The sequence below is a fragment of the Pseudomonas sp. G11-1 genome (genome assembly GCF_024031555.1).
GTDB classification, from domain to species: Bacteria; Pseudomonadota; Gammaproteobacteria; order Pseudomonadales; family Pseudomonadaceae; genus Halopseudomonas; species Halopseudomonas bauzanensis.
On record NZ_QEYQ01000003.1, the window covers coordinates 322,871 to 344,664 of the forward strand.

At 55.9% G+C, this 21,794-nt stretch carries 17 protein-coding genes and 1 pseudogene; 10 read left to right on the forward strand and 8 right to left on the reverse strand.

The window, feature by feature from the left end; all coding sequences use genetic code 11:
• The first annotated feature begins 15 nt into the window (after window positions 1-15).
• Window positions 16-1,506: a helicase HerA-like domain-containing protein gene (locus DHB74_RS11770; protein ID WP_499161544.1), complete on the forward strand. Its 1,491-nt coding sequence runs from the start codon at window positions 16-18 to the stop codon at window positions 1,504-1,506.
• Window positions 1,507-1,591: 85 nt separating this feature from the next.
• Complete coding sequence (locus DHB74_RS11775) at window positions 1,592-2,173, forward strand: DJ-1/PfpI family protein (protein WP_280164929.1); 582 nt, start codon at window positions 1,592-1,594, stop codon at window positions 2,171-2,173.
• 99 nt (window positions 2,174-2,272) lie between these two features.
• On the opposite strand, the gene nadE is transcribed toward DHB74_RS11775, so the two are convergent.
• The 3 genes from nadE to DHB74_RS11790 all read right to left on the reverse strand — a co-directional run bounded on the left by nadE (window position 2,273) and on the right by DHB74_RS11790 (window position 7,080).
• Window positions 2,273-3,100 carry an NAD(+) synthase gene (gene nadE, locus DHB74_RS11780; protein ID WP_499161547.1) on the reverse strand — a complete coding sequence of 276 codons (828 nt, stop codon included), beginning with the start codon at window positions 3,098-3,100 and terminating at the stop codon, window positions 2,273-2,275.
• Between the two features lie 106 nt (window positions 3,101-3,206).
• A complete protein-coding gene (locus tag DHB74_RS11785; protein ID WP_499161548.1) occupies window positions 3,207-6,434 on the reverse strand; it encodes a type I restriction endonuclease subunit R in 3,228 nt (1,075 codons plus the stop codon).
• Window positions 6,435-6,513: 79 nt separating this feature from the next.
• Window positions 6,514-7,080: a DUF6933 domain-containing protein gene (locus tag DHB74_RS11790; protein ID WP_499161549.1), complete on the reverse strand. Its 567-nt coding sequence runs from the start codon at window positions 7,078-7,080 to the stop codon at window positions 6,514-6,516.
• Window positions 7,081-7,347: 267 nt separating this feature from the next.
• Here DHB74_RS11790 and DHB74_RS11795 point away from each other — a divergent pair, with 267 nt between their 5' ends.
• Together DHB74_RS11795 and relB are read left to right on the forward strand one after the other, a co-directional pair.
• Window positions 7,348-7,662, forward strand: coding sequence for a helix-turn-helix domain-containing protein (locus DHB74_RS11795; RefSeq protein WP_499161550.1), 315 nt, complete (start codon window positions 7,348-7,350; stop codon window positions 7,660-7,662).
• Between the two features lie 153 nt (window positions 7,663-7,815).
• Complete coding sequence (gene relB / locus DHB74_RS11800) at window positions 7,816-8,004, forward strand: type II toxin-antitoxin system RelB family antitoxin (protein WP_499161596.1); 189 nt, start codon at window positions 7,816-7,818, stop codon at window positions 8,002-8,004.
• 205 nt (window positions 8,005-8,209) lie between these two features.
• Here relB and DHB74_RS11805 read toward each other — a convergent pair whose 3' ends face one another.
• A complete protein-coding gene (locus DHB74_RS11805; protein WP_499161551.1) occupies window positions 8,210-9,598 on the reverse strand; it encodes a restriction endonuclease subunit S in 1,389 nt (462 codons plus the stop codon).
• On the reverse strand, window positions 9,588-11,174 hold the full coding sequence (locus DHB74_RS11810) for a type I restriction-modification system subunit M (protein ID WP_499161552.1): 1,587 nt from the start codon (window positions 11,172-11,174) through the stop codon (window positions 9,588-9,590). Before DHB74_RS11810 ends, DHB74_RS11805 begins: the two co-directional genes overlap by 11 nt.
• Before the next feature lie 196 nt (window positions 11,175-11,370).
• Here DHB74_RS11810 and DHB74_RS11815 point away from each other — a divergent pair, with 196 nt between their 5' ends.
• Both DHB74_RS11815 and DHB74_RS11820 read left to right on the forward strand, forming a co-directional pair.
• Entirely contained in the window at window positions 11,371-12,231 is an 861-nt protein-coding gene (locus tag DHB74_RS11815) for a restriction endonuclease (RefSeq protein WP_499161553.1), read from the forward strand.
• Between the two features lie 27 nt (window positions 12,232-12,258).
• Entirely contained in the window at window positions 12,259-13,623 is a 1,365-nt protein-coding gene (locus DHB74_RS11820; RefSeq protein ID WP_036991732.1) for a hypothetical protein, read from the forward strand.
• Between the two features lie 59 nt (window positions 13,624-13,682).
• Here the strand turns inward: DHB74_RS11820 and DHB74_RS11825 are convergent, their stop codons facing one another.
• Entirely contained in the window at window positions 13,683-14,027 is a 345-nt protein-coding gene (locus DHB74_RS11825) for a hypothetical protein (protein WP_499161554.1), read from the reverse strand.
• Window positions 14,028-15,194: 1,167 nt separating this feature from the next.
• Between DHB74_RS11825 and DHB74_RS11830 the strand changes: the two genes are divergently transcribed.
• Both DHB74_RS11830 and DHB74_RS11835 read left to right on the forward strand, forming a co-directional pair.
• Window positions 15,195-16,106, forward strand: coding sequence for a hypothetical protein (locus DHB74_RS11830; RefSeq protein WP_499161555.1), 912 nt, complete (start codon window positions 15,195-15,197; stop codon window positions 16,104-16,106).
• A gap of 160 nt (window positions 16,107-16,266) precedes the next feature.
• A pseudogene (locus DHB74_RS11835) lies at window positions 16,267-17,419 on the forward strand (IS3 family transposase).
• A 100-nt stretch (window positions 17,420-17,519) separates the two neighbouring features.
• On the opposite strand, the gene DHB74_RS11840 reads toward DHB74_RS11835, so the two are convergent.
• Entirely contained in the window at window positions 17,520-18,398 is an 879-nt protein-coding gene (locus DHB74_RS11840) for a LysR family transcriptional regulator (RefSeq protein ID WP_499161556.1), read from the reverse strand.
• A gap of 98 nt (window positions 18,399-18,496) precedes the next feature.
• Here DHB74_RS11840 and DHB74_RS11845 point away from each other — a divergent pair, with 98 nt between their 5' ends.
• Window positions 18,497-19,666: a mandelate racemase/muconate lactonizing enzyme family protein gene (locus tag DHB74_RS11845; RefSeq protein ID WP_280164920.1), complete on the forward strand. Its 1,170-nt coding sequence runs from the start codon at window positions 18,497-18,499 to the stop codon at window positions 19,664-19,666.
• Between the two features lie 75 nt (window positions 19,667-19,741).
• Here DHB74_RS11845 and DHB74_RS11850 read toward each other — a convergent pair whose 3' ends face one another.
• Window positions 19,742-21,076 carry an aminotransferase-like domain-containing protein gene (locus DHB74_RS11850; protein ID WP_499161557.1) on the reverse strand — a complete coding sequence of 445 codons (1,335 nt, stop codon included), beginning with the start codon at window positions 21,074-21,076 and terminating at the stop codon, window positions 19,742-19,744.
• 92 nt (window positions 21,077-21,168) lie between these two features.
• Between DHB74_RS11850 and DHB74_RS11855 the strand changes: the two genes are divergently transcribed.
• The gene (locus tag DHB74_RS11855; protein ID WP_499161558.1) at window positions 21,169-21,771 is read left to right on the forward strand and encodes a DJ-1/PfpI family protein; all 603 of its coding nucleotides are present in this window, start codon (window positions 21,169-21,171) and stop codon (window positions 21,769-21,771) included.
• Window positions 21,772-21,794: the final 23 nt, after the last annotated feature.

The window sequence follows — 21,794 nt, forward strand, 5'->3', positions numbered from 1 at the left end:
TCCTTCCTCTGGAGCATGCCCGTGACCGATACCACTCTGCCGCCTCTATTGCTGGGCGCCAACAGCGAACAGCGCGTTGCCATCGAGCCGCGCATGGCCAATCGTCACGGCCTGATTGCCGGGGCCACCGGCACCGGCAAGACCATTACCCTGCAGGTGATGGCCCAGGCGTTTTCAGAGATGGGGGTGCCGGTGCTGGTGCCCGACATCAAGGGCGATTTTTCCGGAATTGCCAAGCCTGGCGTCATGAACGAGCGTCTGCAACAGCGGGCGGCACTGGTTGGCCTGGATGATCTGCAACCGAGCGGTGCGCCAACGGTATTCTGGGATGTCTACGGCGAACATGGCCACCCCCTGCGCCTGACCATGACCGACTTCGGCCCGATCATGCTGTCGCGCCTGCTGAACCTGAACGAGACCCAGACCGGCGTCTTGCAGATCGTGTTCAAGGTCGCGGACGACAACGGCTGGTTGCTGCTCGATCTCAAGGACCTGCGCGCCATGTTGGGTCACGTCAATGACAATCGGAGCGAGATCGGGCCCAAATACGGCAATGTTTCACCCGCTAGTATCGGCGCCATTCAACGGGCGCTGCTGAATCTGGACAGCCTGGGCGGTGATCAACTGTTCGGCGAGCCGGCGGTCACCCTCGATGACTTCATGCAGACCAACCAGCAAGGGCAGGGCGTAGTCAATATTCTGCATGCGGCGCGCCTGTACCGCGACAGCCCGCTGGCCTATTCCAGCATTCTGCTCTGGTTGTTATCCGAGCTCTTCGAGCAGTTGCCGGAAGTCGGCGACGCCGACAAGCCCCGCTTTGTGTTGTTCTTCGATGAGGCGCACCTGCTGTTCAAGGATACGCCCACCAGCCTGGTTGATCGCATCGAGCAGGTCGTGCGGCTGATCCGCTCCAAGGGCGTCGGGGTGTATTTCATTACCCAGAGCCCGCTGGATGTGCCTGAGTCCATTCTCGGACAGTTGGGCAACCGGGTGCAGCATGCCCTGCGCGCCTTCACCCCCAAGGACCAGAAAGCGGTGCGCACCGCCGCCCAGACCTTTCGCAGCAATCCAGGGCTGGATACCGAGGTCGTCATTACCGAACTGGGTGTGGGCGAAGCGCTGGTGTCGGTGCTCGATGCCAAGGGCGTGCCCACGCCGGTCCAGCGCGTGCTGATTCGTCCGCCCGCAAGCCAGATGGGGCCCATCAGCGACCCGGAGCGCAGCACCCTGGTGCAACGCTCGGTGCTGGCGGGTGTGTTTGACCAGATGCTGGACCGCGAATCGGCTTATGAGATCCTGCAACAGAACGCTGAACGGGCACTGTCGGAAGAAACCGTGGTTACCCGCCGCCAGTCCGAAGCCAAGCAAACCCGGCGCCCGGCCGCAGAGAAATCCGTTATGGGTGATCTCATCACGCAAGCCGGGCGCAGCGCCATGCGCGCCTTCGGCACGCAACTGGGCAGGCAGATCATGCGCGGGCTATTGGGTTCGTTGAAAGGGCGCTAGCTGCGCCCTTTGTAATTGCTGCCTGTAACCCGTATGTCGGCAAACCCGTGCATGCTGGTCTTTTCACTATCTGGAGGGCCGTAAGATGAGCGCCAAGAAACTACTGCTGCTGGCCGGTGACTTCACCGAGGATTATGAAACCATGGTGCCGTTCCAGGCACTGACTATGCTGGGTTATCAGGTGGACGCGGTATGTCCCGATAAGAAAGCGGGTGACACTGTGCGTACCGCCATTCATGACTTTGAAGGTGACCAGACCTATACGGAAAAGCCTGGGCATAACTTCGCGTTGACCTATGATTTCGACAAGGTAAAAGTCGAGGACTATGTCGGCCTGGTGATACCCGGCGGCAGGGCGCCAGAGTATCTGCGACTGAACCAGCGTGTAATCGACATTGTGCAGCAGTTCGACAAGGCCCAGAAGCCCATCGCCGCGGTATGCCATGGCGCGCAGCTGCTCGCAGCGGCAGGCGTGCTGCAGGGCCGGGAATGCAGTGCTTATCCAGCCTGCGGCCCAGACGTGAAACTGGCCGGCGGCACCTATATGGATATTCCGGTGGATCAGGCACACGTTCAGGGCAATCTGGTCACTGCCCCTGCCTGGCCAGCGCATCCCGCTTGGCTAGCCGCCTTCGTCAAACTGCTGGGCGCCCAGATTACTCTTTAAACCAAGTGGTGGCAGCACCTGCCGCAGCGCGAGGCGCGGCAGGTGCCCTTGTCGGTGATGCGAACCGTATCTGCTGAGGGCGGCGAGCCGCAGCAATGATCAGGGCGCCAGAGGCAGCTGACGCTTGTGCTCTGTCATGTCATACCGCTCGATGATCTTGCTGGCGACCGCATCATCAACGGCGCCGCCCAACAGGAAGGCATCGATCTGCTCATAGCTCAGCCCGTAGGCATCCTCATCCGGCTTGCCGGGCTGCAGCTCTTCAAGATCAGCAGTGGGTATCTTGCCGACCAATCCGGCCGGCGCACCCAGATCCGCAGCAATACGTCGTACCTGGCTCTTGACCAGTCCCGTTAGCGGAGCCAGATCACAGGCCCCGTCGCCAAACTTGGTGAAAAAGCCCATCACCGCTTCGGCTGCATGATCGGTACCGACCACCAGACCGTTAACGAAATTGGCGAGGGTATATTGCGCGACCATTCGGGTGCGGGCCTTGACGTTGCCCTTGGCGAAATCGCGCTTGGCCGCCTCCGCGGGCTCGTCGGCAAAGTCGGTCATCATCGCATCCACCGAGCCCTTGATATCGACCGTGCGGATCTGGTCGGGCTTGATGAAATCCAGCGCCGCCTGTGCATCATGTTCATCAAACTGCACACCATAGGGCAGGCGCATGGCATAGAAGGTCGCTTCATAACCTTCCTGCCGCAGAGACTCGACCGCCAACTGGCACAACCTGCCTGCCGTCGTTGAATCCACCCCGCCGCTGATCCCCAACACCAGCGCCCGCGTACCGGAGCTACGAACCGTATTCTTGATGAAACCGACACGCCGCTCGATCTCCTGCTTGAGTTCAGCGGCTCCCTTGAGGTTCGGATTGACCTGCAACGCACTGCGAATATCGGCGGCCCGGGTTGATGCGGTGGTCATGCTTGTCTCCTTGGAATTCGGTACCGAAATGCTTAACAATCTAATAGTTCGACACGATAAACGAGGTTAGTGCCAACACCAAGACGGATCATCTGCTGGGCAAGCTTCACGACGACCTGTACTTCTTGAAGTTTTCCGCCTGCTCGAAAATCTCCTTGTACACCTCGTCCCGATCCACCGGCGGGTAACCATGTTTCGCCAGCACCAGGATCAGCCCAACCTTGAGCTCGGCCTTGATGTCAGCCCGTTGGCTCCAGTCGGTGTATTGCACCTTGTCATCCACCACCACTTTCACCGCAGCGGCGAGGGTCAGCAGCTTGTCTTCGGGATAAGAGAAGTCGTATTTAACGGCTAGCGCCTTGAGAATGTCGTAAAAGGCTTTTTCTTCCAGATCAATGCCCAAATCAGCATAGGACCCGCGTTCTTTCTTCAGCGCTTGGATCAGATCGACAATTTCTTCAGAAAAGTCTTCCAACACATTACTGACCAGAACGTCGTCTTCCTTACGCTCGTTGTAATGATCCACCAGCGCTTTGAATCTTGCGGCAAAGTCGATGCCCTTGGTTTTATTAACCCTCTTGAAATCCTCGATCGCCTTGGCCAGCAATTGCTGCAACAGCTTGATCCGGGTGTTGGGCAGTTTGATCTTCTCGATTTTGGCCAGATAGTCATCATCGAAGATATCCATCTCACCGGCACCATCCTCACCCAGCTTGAAGATTTCCTCCACGCCATCGGCTTTCAGCGCCTCGGCCACCATCTCGCGCACCCGGGCATTCATCTGTGCGATATCCGGGGCATTGCCCTTGGTGAGCTTGAATACGATGGAGCGCACGGCCAGATAAAAATGAATCTGATCGCGCTCGGCCTGGCCGATACCCTCCGAGCCGCAGCAGATGTCATAGGCAGCCTTCAGGCGTTTCACTAGCGCCATGAAGCGCTTTTCGACCTTATCGGTGATTTGCGCATATTCTGCGGCCATGTTCAGGCAGTTGAGCTGTTCCAGCGGGCTACCGGTGTAGTACAGGCGCGCATCAAAGCGGTGGAACAGCTTGTTGAGCAGGTCCAGATGGTCCTTCACCACCACAATTGACTGGTTGATCTCCTCGATGTTCTGCTGGTCGGCCTTGTTGTAGTGGGCCAGCGCCATGTTCATCTGTTTCTTGATGCCGATGTAGTCCACCACCAGGCCCTTTTCCTTGCCCTGAAACTTGCGGTTGACCCGTGAGATGGTCTGGATCAGGTTGTGGCGCTGGATGGGCTTGTCGATATACATGGTGTCCAGAAAGGGTACATCGAAGCCGGTCAACCACATGTCCACGACAATGGCGATCTTGAAATTGGACTTGGCATTCTTGAACTGACGGTCCAGCTCCTTGCGGTATTCCTGGCTGCCGAGCATGTCGTACAGCGCTTTTGGGTCATCCTTGCCGCGAGTCATGATCATCTTGATCCGCTCCATCGGCTTGATGTCCTTGCGCTCCTGCTCTGTCAGCTCTATACCTTCCTCGGCGACCAGCACCTCATTCCATTGCGGCCGCAGCGCCACGACCTGCTGCCAGAAGGCATAAGCAATCTCGCGTTTGCTGCAGACGAACATCGCCTTGCCCTTCAGCGTAGAACCTTCCTCGATGCGCTTTTCATAGTGATGAACAAAGTCGATGGCCAGCGCCTGGATACGATCCGGGTCGCCAAGAATCGCGCTCATGCTGGCGCTGGCCTTCTTGCTTTCCTCGATCTGGTACTCACTGGTGCCGTCTTCCGCGCACTGGGCGTAATAGGCTTCGATGTCCTTCAGCTTGTCGTTATCCAGCAGCACTTTGGCGGCGCGGCCTTCGTAGACGATGCGCACGGTGATTTCGTCTTTTACCGACTCGGTCATGGTGTAGCTGTCCACCACGTCACCGAACACATCCAGGGTCGCGTCGATCGGCGTGCCGGTAAAGCCCACATAGGTCGCGTTGGGCAGGGAGTCGTGCAGGTATTTGGCGAAGCCGAAGGTGCGCTTCACACCCTGGTCTGTCACCCGCACCTTCTGATCCAGATTCACCTGGCTGCGATGCGCCTCGTCAGAAATGACGATCACATTGGTGCGCTCTGTCAAAAGTTCGGTGTCTTCGGTGAACTTGTGAATAGTGGTCAGGAATACCCCGCCGCTGTTGCGGCCCTTGAGCAGTTCGCGCAACTGCGCGCGGCTCTCCACACTGATCACCGTCTGGTCGCCGATATAGCCCTTGGCATTGGTGAATTGGCCGGCCAGCTGGTCGTCCAAGTCAGTGCGGTCGGTGATCAGTACTATGGTCGGACTCTCGAACTCCACGCTTTTCATCAGCAAGCGGGTGAGAAACAGCATGGTGTAGCTCTTGCCGCAGCCGGTCGCGCCAAAATAGGTGCCGCCCTTGCCATCGCCCAATGGCTTACGGTGCAGCCGGATGTTCTCGTACAGCTTGTTGGCTGCGTAGAACTGTGGATAGCGGCAGAGGATCTTCTCTTCCTTCCTCGATACATCCGGGAAGTAGATAAAGTGACGAATTACCGCGCGCAACCGGTCTGGGTGAAACAGACCTTCGATCATGGTGTGCAGAGCGTTGATGCCGTCCTGCTCGATGCTTTCATCGCCGGTGATCTTGCGCCAGGTGTAATAGAATTCGTAGGGCGCAAACAGCGAGCCCATGCGCGAATTCACCCCGTCGCTGATCACGCACAGCGCGTTGTACTTCATCAGCTCGGGAATATCGCGTACATAGCGGGTGGCCAACTGCTTCCAAGCGTCATGGATGGTCGTGTTCTCGCGCACCGCGCTCTTGAACTCGAACACCACCAGCGGTAGGCCGTTGATATACAAAATGGCATCAGGGATGCGCTTTTCGCTGCCTTCAATGGAGAGTTGACTGACCAGCCGGTAGATATTACTGCCGGCCCGGTAGGTCGCCGGAGCCTCGGCTTGCAAGGTTTCAACCTCGCCTGCCACGGGCACACGCTGTTCCGGCAGGCCGCTGTAGTCGATCAGCTGGATATAAAGGTCTTTCTGGCTCTGCTGAGAGCGCTCGCGCTTGAGCAGAAAGCCGTCAGCCACGCGCTTGTGGATGGTCTTGTTGGACTCATACAGATCCAGCGCCGGCAGGCTTTCCAGCTGCTGGATGATCGACTCGATCTCATTGGCGGTGATGTTATCAACGGCGTACTGCGCCGCGAGAAACTGGCGCAGATCGTCCTTGATAAGTACGTCGCTGTTGCTAGCGCGCTGAACGCTGTCGCCGGTGTAATGCGAGTAACCCTGCTGACCCAGCAGCTCGATAATCGCCTGCTCCAGCTTGGCCTCGTTGAAACTCATCGGGTACTCCTTATCCTCAATGACGACAGTTTCTGCGGAGCAGAAAGTACTATGCAAAAAGTGTATATCTGTTCAGCAACTATTCGGACTTTCGGGAAAGCTGATCCAATAGTGCCAGCATTGCCTTCATGGGCCAAACAAAGTCCTTGCTGCCCTTCACGTTACAGGGGCGGTCAGCAAGCCAGAGGCTGGTGCGGTAGGGGTTGAGATCCATGATCGATGCGCTGTCGTACCAGAGCATATGATCCACATCCTGCTTCATATGGTTCAGTGTGCCTTGCACCGATCGGTCGCACGTCGTGTCGCATTGCAGAGGCGTCAGAGCGCTGGCTGCCGCATTCAGTTGCGCCTGATTCGCGCCGCCCTTGAGCAGGGCATTCATCAACCCATCTTGAAACAAGTAGTCCAGCTCAGCAAAGTCCGGTTTGGTCAGGCAGGTGAGCAGCACCGGAAATCGGGTAGCGTCGTGGACAAAAAGCACGCAGTTGCGGCGATTCAGCGTAAACAGGTTTGCGTGCCAGCCGCTCAAGGGGCTATCGCCTGCATCATTGGCTGCGAGCGGGCGGGCTCTGGTGTTCGGCAATCGACCGTTGGCGTCTATTGGCAGTCTGGCGAACAGTTTCTTTGTGCAGCGCAGCTGGATCATCGAAGTCCGATGCAACCTTGTATTGCAGTTGATATTGTCATGCCGAGTTTATTTCTGCGCAGATAGTAACACCTACAGTGCCAGTTTCTCGCGTGGCGTAAACTCGGGCTGCTGAACATCTCAGCCGCTGGTGCCTCCGGGCAAGCGGCGTCTTCTCGCCGCAGCAACTGCTAAGCAATACTGAGTGGTTGATGGTCATGTGTGACGGGCCCGCATTGCTTGAAAAGCATAGGCAGCTTGCCTACACTTCCGCAAGCGAGGTCTCAAATGAAGAAGCGCAATCTGTTTGATGAAATGCTGCAGGGCATCGATGAGATGGCGGCGCAGCGGGAGGGCAAGATCACCTTGCGTCAGGTGTCCGTTGAAGACAAGCCTGCCCCCAAGGTGACTGCAGATGAAATCGTCGCTCTGCGAAAGAAAATGAAGATGTCACAGCGGGTGTTTGCTATGCGCATACGAACGAGCCCTGAAACCCTACGCAACTGGGAACAGGATAAGGCGAAGCCGAATGCTCAGGCGGCGCTGCTGATAAAACTGGTTGAGCAGTACCCCGATATGGTTGATCGATTGGCTAGCGTGTAGATGTTTAGCTGCTCGGCCCTGGTTTGCTTCAGACCCAGACGACAGCTATCTGCCGGAAGTGCTTCAGGACGGGCCGCAGTGCTTGAAGGATTGCAGGAGCGCCGAACAGGAACGCCTGTACGAGTAATTGCACTCGAAACCTTGGAATAAACCATAAGCGCTCATTTATCACCGATCGTTTCTGAATTCGAGACCGAGGAGCACGCGACCAGCCATGATCGCTGGTTCCGTACCAAGGTGCAGGAAGCGATGAACAGTACAAAGCCAAAACTGGCCCACGATGAAGCCATGTCGAAGGTGCGGGCTAAACTTGAGAAGCGGAAGAAGCCACCAGCGACTTGATTGAATTCATCGACATCCTGCGAGCCTTGCACGCTCGGCGGGAATACTCGTAAATGATTCCTTGGTAGTTGCCGCCACGGGCAGCTCTCCGCCCTGATCGCTGTTATGCAAGAATAATAGCCAGATCAGCCTGCCCATGGGTGTGGAAATTATGATGTAAAATCCTCCACGGCGTGGGTGAATTTACACCATATGGTTGCTCGTTTCAGAGCGCTTCAGCGAGCAACTGCTCGGCTTCGGGGATGCGTAGTTGGCCGGAGAGGAGTTTGGGGAGGAGGGTGTCGCGGAGTTGCGATAGCGTGTTGTTGGTCGATTCATTCTTCCCAATTCTCTCCAGCCATGGGTACACCCAGGCATCAAATGTTGTCATGATTCGCTTATCAGCAAGCGCGACGGGTTGACTGGATACAACATCGGGACGTACAGCCGGATATGCCCCACCGTCAGCCAAATGAGCGAGCGTTTCGATAACTTCGTCACGAGTCAGCGCGAGATAGACGAAGGATCTAAAGTGGGATGCCTTCGGTCTCATTACCGCGAATCCGGTGCTCCCGGTTAGGCCATCATCGTGAATGAATGCGAACGATCGGTTACCTGGACGAACAGTCCCGATTATCGAGTCGTCCTTTCGTAATACTCGCCGTGCGCGGCTCGGTGCTTCGGTGAACGAATAAGCGACAGTGTCATTGATTCGGCCATTTTTTGCGTTGGAAAGATCAATGTAAGTTAATACATCTGGGTGTTTTTTCAGCGTCCAGCTTTCAGGATTCAGGCTAGATACGTGAGAGATTGGAGCAACCTCCCACCCCTCCGGCACCCAGCCCATTTCTTCGGTAAACACAAAGCGATCAGGAAATTGCTGACGGATGTGGGCGGGCAATGTGTGGGGTTGTTTGGGCGATGGCTGCTGGGCGGCCTGAGCGCGGCGTTCGGCGCGGGCGGCTAGTTCGTCGGGAATCGGATGGCCGGCGGCCAAGGCGTTGTCGATTACCGGATCGAAATCCACAAACCAGCTTTTGAACAACGCCTGCGCCATGGCTTCCAGCGTGCTGTTCATTTGGCGGTTGAGTTCGATTCTGTCGTCGAGGGTTTTCAGTATCGATGCGATCGAACGCTGGATCTCAAGCGGAGGGACTGAAATTTTCAGGCATCCAATCATGTCGTTGTTCAGACTGGCTCTGGTGGACATTGTCGAGAAAGCCATCATTTCAGCCCTGAACCTGGGGCTGCGCAGGAAATACGCTACGTACTCTGGATGTAACCCATTGCCGGCCTTTGGGCGCAGTCGTTTGGTAAAGCCGTTAAAAGTTGCCTTTTCATAGTCTTTCAAGGCAACCGCGCTCATCCCGAGCTCGTTCATGGTTTCGCTGGTTCGTGTTAAGAACACGTCGCCACGTTTTATCGAGCACGCGGCCTGCTCTTTCTCGCTCGACTGAACGAGTTGAGTGAGCTCAGCGGGTACAAAGGTATTGTAAAAAACATCCTTGAACGCCAAGAACGGGTATCCGCTACCGAAATCTTTAGCTGGTTTGGATAGACCCGAACTGATTGAGTATGCGTCTGTTAACGCTACCTCAGTCCACTCACTCCCCATAACCCAACCCCTCCAGATTCTGCCGAATCACCGCATCCAGCTTGGTCGATTCCTGCATCTGCCGGTACAGGGTCTGGCTCAGCTCACTCATCTTCTCCTCAAACAGCACGCCATCATCTTCCACATACGCTGCACCCACATAACGGCCGGGCGTCAGGACATAATCGTTGGTCTTGATCTCATTCAGCGTGGCGGATTTGCAGTAGCCGGGCTCGTCTGCATACACCATTTCAGCATCGCTATTGCCTTCAAACTCGCCGCGCCAGGCGTGATAGGTGCGGGCGATGTGGGCGATGTCGTCGCTGGTCAGTTCCTTGTGCGTGCGGGAGATCATGCTGCCCATGTTGCGAGCGTCGATAAACAGGGTTTCGCCCTGGCGGTCGCGGAAGTGTTGGCGATCGTCAGTGAATTGCTGGGCGCGTTTATTTTTGGTGATAAACCACAGACACACGGGAATCTGCGTGGTGTAAAACAGTTGGCCGGGCAGGGCGATCATGCAATCGACATGGTCGTTCTCGATCAGCTTCTGACGGATCAGGCCTTCGCCGCTGGTGTTGGTGCTCATGGAGCCGTTGGCCAATACAAAACCGGCCACGCCGTTTTCGCTGAGCTTGCTCAGCATGTGCAGTATCCAGGCGTAGTTGGCGTTGCCGGTGGGTGGTACTTCGTAGCCGGCCCAGCGCGGGTCGTTGGTCAGTTCGTTGCTGGCGCGCCATTCCTTCAGGTTGAACGGCGGGTTGGCCATGATGAAGTCGGCTTTCAGATCCGGGTGCTGGTCCTTGAAGAAGGTGTCGGCGGGCACTTCGCCGAGGTTGCCGGCAATGCCGCGAATCGCCAGGTTCATTTTCGCCAGCTTGTAGGTGGTGGCGGTCTGTTCCTGACCATAGATGGAGATGTCTTTCTTGTTGCCCTGGTGGTTCTCGATGAATTTTATCGACTGCACGAACATGCCGCCCGAGCCGCAACAGGGGTCATAAATCTTGCCCTGGTAGGGCTCGATCATTTCGGCGATCAGGTTGACCACGCACTTGGGCGTATAGAACTCGCCGCCCCCCTTGCCTTCGGTCGCGGCAAAGTTGCCGAGAAAATACTCATACACCCGCCCGACCACGTCCTGCTCGTTGTCGGCGACGGTATCGATGTTGCTGATCGAGTCGATCAACGCGGCCAGTTTGCTGGCCTCCAACCCCAGACGGGAGAAGTAGTTGTCCGGCAGCGCGCCGCGCAATGACGGGTTGCTCTTCTCGACGGTGTGCAGCGCGGTATCGACTTTGACCGCGATATCGTCCTGCTTGGCGTGTTGCTGAATGTACGACCAGCGCGACTGTTCCGGCAGATAGAAGACGTTGCGCATGGTGTAAAACTCGACCATGTCCACATAGTCGCCCTGGCCCTCGTCGATCAGTTCCTGTTTGCGTACTTCGAAGGTATCGCTGACGAACTTGAGAAAGATCAGGCTCAGCACGACGTGCTTGTATTCGGAGGACTCGACGCTGCCGCGCAGTTTGTCGGCGGTATCCCAGAGGGTCTGTTCGAAGGATCGAGTCTTTTTACTGAATGCTGCTTGTTTGCTCATGTGTATCGGCTTTGAGAGAGGCTAAATAAAGCGGGGCGAGGATCCGTTGCGGGTATAGCTGCGTCCCTGATGGCACGAAGCATAAAGCAGCGTGTCGGGTGTGTCCAAGGGTCGGGCCCGGGACGCAGCGGTGGCCTTTATTGTAAGGAAGGTCTACTTTAAATACAGGCAGTAGGCCACTCTCAGGAGCTCATGGATGGCGCGTAGACGTACTTCGACTTTCGATGATCTGGTAATAATCCTTTCCCGGTTGCCTTGGTGGATCAGCCTGGGTATCGGTTTTTTCGCCTGGCTGATTCTGAATCCCATAGCCAACAGTCCTGTAGTTACTCCCACCGGCATAAAGCCAGGGGACATATCAGGTGTCATGTTTAATCAGATGTGGCGCACGCTCGCCATGTTCGGACAATATCTGGTTCCGGCCGTATGCCTGTTTGGCGCAATCGGCTCTATTGCCGGCCGTCACCGTCGCAAAACTCTACTTAAAGACGTCAAAGCTGCCACCCAACCCGGTAAAACCATAGATGGCCTCAGTTGGCAGCAATTCGAACAACTGATCGGTGAAGCGTTCCGAGGTCAGGGTTACAGCGTCACCGAAACCGGCGGCAGCGGCCCAGACGGCGGCGTAGACCTGATCCTGCGCAAGGGTGGAGAAAAGTCTCTGGTGCAGTGCAAACACTGGCGCTCACTGAAGGTCGGTGTGCCGGTGGTGCGTGAGTTCTTCGGTGCGATGGCGGCAGAAGGGGCAGCAGGGGGATTCGTCGTCACTTCCGGCCAGTTCACCGACGCCGCAAAAACCTTTGCTGCCGGCCGCAACATTCAACTGATTGATGGGATTCGGCTCAAACAATGGCTTGCCCAGCATCGCGCCACGCCCGCAGAGCCCAAGCCAGCGGAGCCCGACCAACCAGCCCATCAACCGATACCTGAGAACCCAACGTGCCCGGTATGCAGCAGCACGATGATCAAACGACTGGCCAAGCGCGGTGCCAATGCAGGGAACGTTTTCTGGGGGTGCTCTAAGTATCCAGGGTGCCGTGGGGTAGTGAATGTTTGATTGAGAACCAAAAGAGGATAAACGCATATGGAACGGCCAGATTACGTAATTCATGGAGAAGTAGCTCGCTTAATACCGGTAGTAGCCGATACCAACCGCGAGCAAAGGGCGGCCTCGATTCTGCTTGCTGCGTTGCGTGGGGTGTATGAGTTTCGGCAGGTAATGTTTGCTTCATTGGGGCATCGAGTCAGCGCTCGGGCTCGAATGGGAGCCTGGACTGAAGTCGCATTGGAATGCAATCTAGACATACCGAAGAAAGACCGCCCAGACGGCCTGGTGCAGTTGGTAACCGGCAGCAAACAATGGTCCGCATTGATCGAAGCAAAAGTCGGTAACAATGAAGTGGGTGAGGAGCAGTTGAAGCGTTATCTGCTGCAAGCCAAGAAAAACAAGATCGATGCGGTCATCACCATCACCAACCAGTTCGTTGCTCTGCCCAATCATCACCCCGTAAAGCTCCCTAAAACGCTATTGAAAGGCGTAGAGCTCTATCATTGGTCTTGGATGTACGCTGTGACGCAGGCAACATTGCTACTGGATTCGGGTGACATCACATCACCAGATCAACGATTTATCCTCGAAGAAGTGCTGCGCTATTTCAGCCATGACTCCAGCGGTGCAACGCGGTTTGACAGCATGAACCGTGAATGGAAAGAAGTCGTTGCCAAGGTCAAAAGCGGAGCAGTGCTGGGCAAGACCACAGGGGAAGTAGAGAACACGGTTTCAAGCTGGCATCAGGAGCAACGTGATCTATGCCTTGTCATGAGTCGCCAGCTTGGTAGGCAGGTAAAGCAAAAGATCAGCAAAGCCCACCGTAATGACCCCGTTCTTCGGCTCAAGGGCGACTGTGAGCTTTTAGCCAAGGAACACAAGCTGACCTGCTGTCTGGCTATACCTGATGCTGCGGCTGATCTCGACATAACTGCAGATTTAATTAAGCGCACTATAACCTGCTCCATGCGTCTAGTCGCACCGCAAGACAAGGTACGTAGTTCCGCTCGGATTAACTGGCTGATAAAGCAAGTCAACAAGGCTAATGCAGAGGGTTTTTACGTCAAAGCCATCCGCCCAGGCCGTGCTGAAGAAACGCAAGCACCACTGGGGAAACTACTCGCGGATGGGAACGCACTTGAAACGCTTTCGACCAATGTGGTGCCGAGCGCCTTCGAAGTGTTTTATATGGCTGATTTAGGCTCGCGCTTCTCCGGCGCAAAGGTATTCATCGAGGAGCTCGAAAAGGCTGTACCGCATTTTTATCAGGAAGTCGGACAGAAGCTCAGAGCCTGGGTGGCGCCACCGCCGAAATTGCAGAAGCGCGATCCCGTAGAGGTAATGGCGATTGAAGATAGCGAAGCGGCGGAGCAGGCGGCTGCCGAGTCCCCCGATGCTTGAGAGCATACGTAAACACGTTTTCAGAAGCGGAGGTACCGCTGGTGATTCGATGACGGTAACTAATGATCTGCACCGAACTTTTGAACCAACGACCGGACAAACACCGCCGGAATCTGGATCTGGCGCGGCTGATTGAGTGCAGGTCGCAATATGATCGACTCGCCGAACGACCACACCACATGCACATTGCGCAATGTGCAGTCCTCGGCGATGCCTAGTTCGCTGAGGTCGGCATTGCAGAACGCCGGATCGAGCATGACCATTTCCGCCTCGTAAGCGCCGAGCCCGAGGGCTTTGGCAGCCTTTTCCGGGACCGTAGTGAGCAGGCCGCTGTAGCCAGCCACAAGCAAACCAAAGAACAGGCCAAAGAGCACAGCGGCATTCCAACCCGCGAAATGTGCCATCGAACAGATCGATACCATGATGGCAATGATGACGGGAACCGCCCAGAGAATCGGGTAGTGCCAGAAGCCTTAGGTTCTCCACGATCGGTATGCTACTTCGCAGGATCGTCGAAAGTAGGATTACAAAGATCAGGAGTGGGATGAAAGCCGCCCAAGTGTAATTGAGAAAGCTCCAACGAGGCAGATCGAACCGTATTTGCAAAACAATGCCGAAACCCAGCGCAACAAAGACGGACCATAGCAGGGCGGTAATGGTAAAAAGACTCGGCTCAAGCACTAGCGCTGCTACCAGACCTAGTCCGACCACCCCGAAAGGCGCAAAATACGCCAGCAGTACCAGCTGCCAAACGGCTTTTGTACGTGCATCCTCCGCATAGAGCATCGCATAGACAATCTCTTCCTTGACCCTCTTAGTATTGAGGAACCAATGAAACAGAGCGGCACCCGGTAGAACCATCATAACGATCACTGCACCAACAATGGCGAAGCCAATACACGCCGCTGCCAACAACAGCGAAGAAAACTGAAATAGATCAAAGCTGGGGTAGAAGTGGTTACGGTAGAAGTACAGCAAAAAGATACCGAACCCGGAAACCGGAGGGAGTGCTTTCGCCAGCAGCGCCCCATGTGCTCGGAGAAACGCCGGAGAGGTATTCAGCAGAACATCAATTGCGTCCTCGCTTGGCGGGCGATCGGTCCATTTCTGCTGCATACGGCTTCCTTGCTAATGTGCGTAGCAGGATCATATCCGCAACGGTGTTGTTGAGCTATCCTGGTGCCACCACAGCGAGACGAGAAAGGAGTCCGTTTTGTCCACACGACCGGGCGCTCGATCAGGGATTTATTGCGTTGTCGGATGAGTTTACGGTGATGATGAGCGATCAATTGAATACTCGTGCAAATTTATTTGCTCGATCGGCGCTGGTTGGGATTAAGGGAGTGAGATTGTGTTACCTGAGCGGTTTATGCCGAATGGTGGGTTGGTTAGGTGGCGTCGGGAGAATGTGTTTCTTGGATGAGCGTTGGAGGCTGCTATCGGCCAAAGCAGTCAGTCAGCGCCCACAAGATTAGGACGACTCAGTTCAAATCTGCTCATGCGATGAGTCGTTACGACGATACCGTACGGCAGATCTGAAAAATTCAAATTCACCATACAGACGTGTCTTCATGAAAACAGTGATTTCCTCCCTTGAATCGACCGCCGATAGTCTTTTAAAACTAACCGGTGCGGCACTCAAATTCAGTATCGGTTTAGGCAGTGCTTGCGTAATTATTTATGCTTTACGAGTTGGGCATTTCCCCCAGGGCCTTACCTTGGGGGACGGGCTCTTGTTCTTGCTGGCAGCGAGTTGTTTTGGTGTTGTTTATGCCATGTTCGTTGGCTGCTTGGTTTCGCTAGGCATTTGCTTCTCCGTTGTGACGCGACCGATACTCAATTTTGCCTATGCATACATAAAAAAGAAAACTCGCTCAACTAAAAAAATGCCGTATGAACTGGCTCCTTTCCATTGGGGGGCAATTCCATTTGCCGCGTTGGCCGTGCTGTTGGTTTGGGGTTTCGGGCGACAGGATCACATGGCCTATTGGAACTTGCCATTGCTTTCGGTCGCGCTCTACCTCTTCTATTCCGTGGTAAAGGCGGCAGGCACTGAGTACCGCAGCCATGAACGGTTGCTTAGTACTATGATAGAAACTCCAGAGAAAGATGAACTCCTGAGATCAGGAGATGCAGGGAAAGTAAAAAACGCATATCTCGTGTGTATCAGTTTGATTATGCTGCTGCCATTGCTGGTTGGTGGTGTTTCAGGTCAACTCATGGATGGTGCCATGCGCATGGCACAGGTCCGCATTGAGCAGTCCACCATTTACGTGAAGGCACCTTATAACGCCATAATGCCTGATGCACTAATAGTCAAGGAAGCCAAGGCACCAGAAGGCTACAAAGCTTTTGCCGGCGTAATAGTACAATTCAAGGGCTTTGGCAATACGACCGTTATTTCTTTTGAGGATGATGGCCTTAAGCGTCAGCTAGATATCCCGAATGACCAGATCATCGTGGAAAAAGAGGCTGGAAAATGACTCTTCGAACCCTCAAGCTGTTGAGTTTCGCATCACTGGACATCAGGCGAAAAATGAGGCGACAGTAAACATTTTTCTGCTCTTTCCTAAAAATTCGCGGGTTCTACCCCGCTAACACGGACACTTTCAAGTAGACTCATGTGGAGTCATAGGAGTGTTCATGTCCAAGCGCAAACAATATAGCCCGGAGTTCAAACGGGAGGCCGTAGAACTGGCCCGTCGCTCAGGCACCAGCTGTCGTCAGATAGCTCAAGAGATCGGGGTGGCGCCAAGCTTGCTAAATCGCTGGGTGCGTGAGGCGCGAGCAGCTGAGAAGCCTTTTCCCGGCACAGGCAACCCGCGAGATGAAGAACTTGCCCGCCTCAAGCGCGAGCTGGCCCGAGTGACGAAGGAACGTGATTTTTTAAAAGACGCGGCAGCGTACTTTGCCAGGGAATCATCGAACGGTACTCGGTGATCCAGCGCTGCCGCAACGAGTACCCAGTCCGACTGATGTGCCGTTGTTTGAAGGTGTCTGCCAGTGGCTATTACGACTGGCAAGATCGTGAGCCAAGCCCACGCGCTCAGGATAATGCGCGCCTGATAAAGCGTATTCGTGAGATCCATGAGGATAGCCGCGGTGCAATAGGTGCGCCTCGCATGCACGAGGATCTCCTATTCGAAGGTGAAACCGCCAGCCTGAACCGTGTTGCTCGCTTGATGGCCGCAGAGCAAATTCAAGGTTGGCCGCGCAGGAAGAGACGTGGCTTTGGCCGAGTAACGTCTGGCCGCCCAGCAGGTGTGGAAAATCTACTGGAACGCGACTTCAATGCCTTGGAGCCGGAGCGCAAATGGGTCACGGATATCACGGAGATAGCCACGCTGGAGGGCAAGCTCTTCCTGTGTGTAGTGCTGGATCTGTACAGCAAGCTAGTGATTGGCTGATCGATGCATCATCGCCAAGATAGGCAGATGGTCATCCGGGCAGTGGAGATGGCGATTTGGCAGCGTCAGGGTAACTGGTCGGTCATTTTACATTCTGACAGGGGAAGCCAATTTACCAGCGTCGACTATCAGCGCTTTCTGAGCAGAAACACGCTGGTTTGCAGCATGAGTGCCATTGGCCATTGTGGCGATAACGCGGCTTGTGAGGGCTTCTTCGGCCAACTCAAGCGCGAGCGTGTTGCTCATCAATCGTACCGGACACTTGATGAAGCGCGAGCGGATCTGTTCGACTATATTGAGCGGTTTCATAACCCACGAATGCGTCGTAGAGTTGCTCAGCAAGATCTGAAGTTTTCGGCTCTTTAAAACCGTCCGTGGAAGCGGGGTAGAACCCGGAGCGTGTTATTGCCTGCTGTATAGTCATCTGGTTTCCTTGTAAAGCACCTTGAGTGATTGGGGCGACTCAGCCCCCACTTGCGCTAATAACACTCAACAACCTCCCAACCTGAACCAAAACGCCTCGGCAGACGGACTAATCGGCGCAGTCGGCCGAGTGAGATGAATCTCCAGGGGGATATCCCAGCTTTCGTCGAGCGCCCTGACCAGTCGTCCATCTGCCACTTCCTGTTCGGTGAGGCTCGCAGGTAACCACGCAACCCCCTTGCCCTCCAAAGCCATGGACATTAATACCGCGGCCAAATGGCTACTGAACCGTGGTTTCAGGTGAAGGTAATCCGCTTTGCCATGGAGCCGGTGAGCAACGATACGGCCCAGTCCCGACTCATGGGTGTAAGCAAGGTAAGGCAAGGCCGCTGGTGATGTGCCCAAGTTGGCCGAAGCGCACGCCAGCGGCACAAGCACATCTTCACCCACCTTCTTGCTGGTGAACTGATCAGGGGCCAGTAATGGCGGAACATCGCGGTGGCGGTGGGAGAGCATGAACTGAATCTGGCCGTGTATCAGCATCTGCTCACAAACAGCCATGCTGTCTGAATGCAGTTGTACCGCCTCGATTGGCGCCCCGTTTTCGGTGTTCCTGAGCCAGCTCGGGAAAAATGTAAACGAGAGGGAGTGTGTCGCTGCAAAGTTCAGTGTTCTAGCGGTCATACCTGCTACTTCCTGAGCTTCAGTCCGCATCCGATACAGGCGTCTGGCCGCCTCCTGAGCGCTCGGCAGAATTTGCCTTCCCGCTTCGGTCAGCGTCGCACCTTGATGAGTACGGGTGAACAGTTGTACCCCCATCCATTTCTCCAGCGAACGCACTCTACGGCTGAATGCCGGCTGAGTAACGTGCCGTGCTTCAGCGGCGCGAACAAAACTGCCGTACTCCGCCAGGGCTGATAAGTCTTCTAGCCATACGAGTTCCATAGGCCATGCCTTTTGTGCATAGGGTGAGGCATTAATAGCATTGGGCGGGCTTCATCGCAAAGAATACTGTTGGGCCACCTACAACAGAGGAGCCCAGCATGCGCATCGTCGACATCCGTGAAAAAACAGTTTCTATCGCCTCGCCCATTGCCAACGCCTACATCGACTTCTCCAAGATGACCTGTTCGGTTGTCGCTGTTGTCACCGATGTGATCCGTGATGGCAAGCCTGTCATTGGTTACGGTTTCAACTCCAATGGCCGCTATGGGCAAGGCGCCCTCATGCGTGACCGCTTCCTGGCGCGTATCGCGGAAGCTGATCCAGAAACGCTCATCGATCATGAGAACAACAACCTGGACCCCTTCGCCATCTGGAAAACCCTGATGACCAACGAAAAGCCAGGTGGACATGGCGAGCGCTCTGTCGCAGTGGGCACCATCGACATGGCTGTATGGGATGCCGTGGCCAAAATTGCAGGCAAGCCCCTGTATCGTCTGTTGGCTGACCGTTACCGTAATGGCGTGGCCGATGACAAGGTCTGGGTCTACGCAGCGGGCGGCTACTACTACCCAGGCAAAGACCAATCCAAACTCAAGGCGGAAATGCAGAGCTATCTGGATCGTGGTTACGACGTCGTCAAAATGAAAATTGGTGCGGTGCCCCTGGATGAAGATATCCGTCGCATCGAAGCGGTACTTGAAGTGGTTGGTGACGGTCGTCGCCTCGCCGTCGATGCCAATGGCCGTTTCGACCTGCAGACAGGCATTGCCTACGCTGAGGCCATCAAAAAGTACAACCTGTTCTGGTACGAAGAGGTTGGCGACCCATTGGACTACGCACTGCAGGCCGAACTGGCGAATCACTATGAACTGCCGATGGCTACCGGCGAGAACCTGTTCTCCCACCAGGATGCTCGCAACTTGCTGCGCCACGGCGGTATGCGCCCCGATCGCGACTACCTACAGTTCGACTGTGCCTTGTCCTACGGCCTCGTGGAGTACATGCGCACCTTGAAGGTGATGGAAGAGATGGGTTGGTCGTCCCGTCGCGTAGTCCCCCACGGCGGTCACCAGATGTCCCTGAACATCGCAGCAGGTCTGCACCTGGGGGGTAACGAGTCGTACCCGGATGTATTCCAGCCCTTCGGCGGCTTCGCTGACGGCATCCGTGTAGAGAACAGCTATGTCGGCTTACCTGATATCCCCGGCGTCGGCTTCGAAGCCAAGTCCGCCTTGTATGCCGTCATGCGTGAGTTGGGCGAAGGCTGATCAGCTTCTGGCTGCGGTCATCTTGAAGGGGGCCGCAGCCCCAGGCGCGCAGATCGTTCAAAATTGTGCGTGGATTCAATATGAAAGATCGGCTATTACCCGCTGTACTTCCTTGAGCGCCACCTGAAGCACATCCAGCCCGACTGAGCCGAGCGCCAAGCGTATCGCATGGGGTACATGCTCGGACACGGCGAACGGCTCAGCCGTGGATACGGAGATATTGGAGCGCAACAGCGCCGTGGCTACCTGATCGGCTCGTACCTCTTCCGGCATGGGCAGCCAGAGGAAATAGGACGCCGGATGGCCGAGATACTGAAGGCCGCTGAGCACCTTTCGGGCCAGCGCTTGCCGGCTCATTGCGTCGCGGCGCTTCTCCGTTTCCAGGCGCGCAACGGTCCCATCTTCGATCCATCCACAGGCAATGGCTGTCATGACGCCCGGCGTGTTCCAGGTGGTAGCCCTGATGGCGCGCTCGATCATGGGTACCCAGTGCGTAGGCGCGGTGACAAATCCGACACGAAGCCCGGTCGCCATGCTCTTGGAAAGCCCTGAGACGTATACCGTTATCTCTGGCGCAAGGAATGCCAGCGGAGCAGGCGGGTCTTCAGCAAGGAACGCATAGGCTGCATCCTCGATAATCAGCAGATCGTGCTTGCGGGCAATCGAGACCAACTGCTCTCGCTGTTGCAGGCTCATCACCCAACCCAGCGGATTGTGCAGCGTTGGCATAGCGTACACGGCGCGCACACGTCTGCTCCGGCACAGGCGCTCCAGTGCGTCCAGATCAGGCCCCTGGTCTGACGCGGGAATGGGGGCCAGCTCCAATCGATGCGCTTCAGCGAGGACCTTGAACCCGGGATAGGTCAGCGTATCCACCGCGACCACATCACCCGGTTGCAGCAATGCCATGACCGTAGCGGCCAAACCATGCTGTGCCCCACTCACGATCAACACCTCACCGGCTTCAACCGACAGACCACGGCATGCTAAATGGCGCGCCACGATGGCTCGTTCATGCTGGCGACCTGCATGGGGCTGGTAACGCAGCAGTGCCTCCAGATCGCCCGCAGATGCCAGTTGGCGCAGAGCCCCTCGCAGTAACTCTGCTTGACCAGGGAGCGAAGGGTGATTGAAGTTGAGATCAGCCATGCCCGCAGCCGTTGCGGGTTGGTCGATACCTTGACCGGGGGGCAGCGCTGTTTCTCTGACGAAGGTACCACGGCCGGTTTCCCCGCTGACCAAACCCATCGCCTCCAACTCGGCATAGACCCGCGAAGCCGTGACTAGGGCAACCCCTTCCCTGGCCGCAAGCTGTCGATGGGTAGGCAAGCGCGTGCCGGGTGACAAGATGCCTGAACGGATATCGGCAGCGAAAGCATCCACCAGGCGTTTGTAGCGGGCGCGGGGCATATGGAAATGTATCCATGACAATAATTTGATTGTACTGATTATCAGCCATAGGATTTCCCCCTCGCAATTGGCTTTGCACAAGGAGAACCCACATGCACATCGCGATTCTGACCTTTCAGGGCTTCAACGAACTCGACTCCTTGATTGCATTGGGCGTCCTTAACCGAATCAAGCAGCCCGATTGGCGTGTCAGCCTGTGCTGCCCTGAGCCAGAGGTCACGTCCATGAATGGCGTCACGGTTCGAGCCCAGTCCTCACTTGAAGAGGCTCGCTTGGCCGACGCCGTGATTGTCGGCAGCGGTATGCTGACACGCGAGATCGTCGATAGTCCTGAGCTGATGAGCCGTCTGACACTCGACCCAAATCGCCAACTGATTGCTGCCCAATGTTCCGGCACCTTGATCCTGGCCAAACTAGGCCTGCTTGGTAACGTGCCAGCTTGCACCGACCTGATCAGCAAACCATGGGTGCAGGAGGCTGGGGTGGACGTTCTGAATCAGCCTTTCTATGCCCGTGGCAACCTGGCGACGGCAGGCGGCTGTCTCGCCTCGTCCTATCTGGCAGCTTGGATCATTGCCCGTACCGAAGGGGTTGAAGCCGCTGCCTCGGCACTTCACTACGTTGCACCTGTCGGCGAGAAAGAAGCCTACGTTACCAACGCACTGCAGCACATTACGCCGTACCTCTCACAATGATGTCTGCATCGCTTTCCAGGCGA